Origin of the sequence: Hydrogenophaga sp. (assembly GCF_051007235.1) — a bacterium.
Classification (GTDB): Bacteria; Pseudomonadota; Gammaproteobacteria; order Burkholderiales; family Burkholderiaceae_C; genus Hydrogenophaga.
In genome coordinates, this window is sequence record NZ_JBPCSJ010000281.1 from 1 (window position 1) to 2,497 (window position 2,497).

At 65.9% G+C, this 2,497-nt stretch carries 2 protein-coding genes; one reads left to right on the top strand and one right to left on the bottom strand.

All coding sequences use genetic code 11. The features are described from left to right. Positions 1 to 1,569 (bottom strand): sigma-54-dependent Fis family transcriptional regulator (locus tag ACR2JA_RS09970; RefSeq protein ID WP_434008932.1); only part of this gene is annotated, 1,569 nt, incomplete at its 3' end. Positions 1,570 to 1,995: 426 nt separating this feature from the next. On the opposite strand from ACR2JA_RS09970, the gene pedF reads away from it, so the two are divergent. Further along, positions 1,996 to 2,493 carry a cytochrome c-550 PedF gene (gene pedF, locus ACR2JA_RS09975; protein WP_434008933.1) on the top strand — a complete coding sequence of 166 codons (498 nt, stop codon included), beginning with the start codon at positions 1,996 to 1,998 and terminating at the stop codon, positions 2,491 to 2,493. Positions 2,494 to 2,497: the final 4 nt, after the last annotated feature.

Below are 2,497 nucleotides of genomic sequence, written 5' to 3' on the forward strand. Positions count from 1 at the left end.
GTCGCTGCGCTCGCGCAGCGCCGGCAGGCGCACCACCAGGCCGTTGAGGCGGTAGTACAGGTCTTCGCGGAAGTCGCCGCGCGCGATCATGTCCTTGAGGTTCTTGTGCGTGGCGCAGACCACTGCGACGTCCACGTCCACCTCTTTGCCCGCGCCCAGCGGGCTGACCTTGCGCTCCTGCAGCACGCGCAGCAGCCGCGCTTGCAGGTGCTTGGGCATGTCGCCGATCTCGTCCAGGAACAGCGTGCCGCCGTTGGCCTGCAGGATCTTGCCGATCGAGCCCTTCTTGCGCGCGCCGGTGAACGCGCCTTCTTCGTAACCGAACAGCTCGGACTCGATCAGCGTTTCAGGAATCGACGCGCAGTTGACCGAGACGAAAGGCTGACCGGCGCGGGGTGAGTCGCCGTGGATGGCCTGGGCCAGCAGGTCCTTGCCGGTGCCGGTCTCGCCCAGGATCATGACGGGGATGTCCTTGCCCGAGACCATGCGCAGCTTGTGGATGACCGACGCGACCTGTGCGTCACCGGTGTCCAGGTACTGCAGGGTCGAGAGGTGCGGCTTGCGCTGTGGCGCAGCCTTGGGCTCGTCGACCACGACGGGCATGGACGCCGTGGGCTGGCCGGCGGACGCCGCGTCGGCACGGCCGGCCGACCACGGCGCAGAGCCCTTGAGCTTGGCACGGCACCAGACCGTCACGCCGTTGTGCAGCACCAGTTGTTTCGGGGCCGGCATGGTGCCGCTGAACAGTTCGAACAGCGACGAGATCGGGATGCCGAACAGCGACGAGAAGGTATGGGCCTTGAGCGCCGAGAAGGGCAGGCCGATCTGGAACTGCGCGCTGCGGTTGGCCGAGATGAAACGACCCTCGGGCGAGAACACCGCGATGCCTTCGACCAGGGTGCCCAGGAACTCCGAGCGTGTGTGGAAGTGGATGCGGATGGCCTTGGGAAAGATGTCCGCGAACATGTGGTTCTCGATCATCTGCGCCGACATGCGCACCAGCGCCAGCGTGTGCTGGTGGTAGCTGCGCTGGTCGCCGGTCACGTCCAGCGCGCCGATGACCTGGCCATAGGGGTCGAATATGGGCGCGGCCGAACACGTCAGGAACTTGTTGGCGTTCATGTAATGCTGGTTGCCGTGCACCGTGAGCGCTTCCTGTTCGGACAGGGCGGTGCCGATGGCGTTGGTGCCCTTGCTCTGTTCGGACCAGTCCATGCCCGGCGTGAGCGCCACGCGCGAGGCTTTTTCCAGGAAGTCGGTGTCGCCCAGCGAGTGCAGCACCATGCCGCGCGATGACGTCAGCAGCACCATGCTGTGGGTGTTGGCGATCTGGTCATACAGCGTCTCCATCACCGGGGCGGCGTGCTGGAACAGGAAACGGTTTTCGTCCAGCGCGTGGTGCAGGTCGCCGCGCAGCGCGCTGGTGAAGTCGGGGGTGTCGCTTTCGCGCAGGCCAAACGAGGCCGAGCGCTGGTGCGACTGCCCGATCACATCGGCCGGCAGACCCGTGGCGGGTTGCAGAGACCCTTGCGAGGGCGCAGGGCCTTGGGGGTACAAAGCGGCGTTCATGTTGTCTCCTGGGTCCGGGGGTAGACCCACCCAGTAGTCCGGTGCCCACGATGCTTCACGCATCGGATGGACCAAGACCTCGGGATCTGTATTGTTGTCTCTGTGGCTCATGCAATTGTCTTCATAACTGTGGCGGGCATCAACACCGCGGTCCTCCCGGATGCAACAGCCTGTTCCGCCGCGGGGCAGCACCGGGGTAGCAAATTGCCGGCCATAGGGGAAGACCCTTGGTTTTGCCCACGGTGCGCCGCTGTACCGGCCGCTGTGACAGTGCGCGCCGCGCAACTGATGCAATTTGGAGCAGTGCACAGGGGCTCAGCGGCCTTGCGGGGTGGATGTGCGCCATGGCCAGCGGTGGCAAGCTTTTTGCAGACCGGTGTCCAGAAGCCTTTTCACATCCCCTTCTGAACAACGGAGACAAGCCCCATGAACTTCCCCCGATTCCGCCTGCCCAAGCGCGCCCTGCAAGGGGCACTGGTGATCAGCGCCACCGCCTTCGTGGCCGCTGCCGTGATGGCCCACGGCGACGTGGTGCCGCAGGCCGTGGACACGCACACGCTGCCGCAGCTCGGCGCCAAGTGGCTGGAGGCCAACCCCTACAACGACAAGAGCCCTGCGCGCGGCGAGGCGTTGCGCATCGGCACCTCGGCCTACAACCAGAACTGCGCGCGTTGCCACGGTCTGGAAGCGATCTCCGGCGGCATCTCGCCCGACCTGCGCAAGCTCGACAGCGACTGCACCGGCCTGGGCGACCCGGCCAAGAAGGAAGCCTGCTTCAAGGAAATGGACGACTACTTCCTGGCCACCGTGCGCCGTGGCCGCGTGCGCGACGGCCGCGTCTACATGCCGCCGTTTGAAGGGACGCTGTCGCAGGAAGCGATCTGGGCGATCCGCACCTACATCGAGACGCGCCGCGAACCCTGAACAC

Bases quoted from the DNA above. Each gene is read 5' to 3' on its own strand.
- pedF (WP_434008933.1), top strand. From the start codon at position 1,996: ATGAACTTCCCCCGATTCCGCCTGCCCAAGCGCGCCCTGCAAGGGGCA.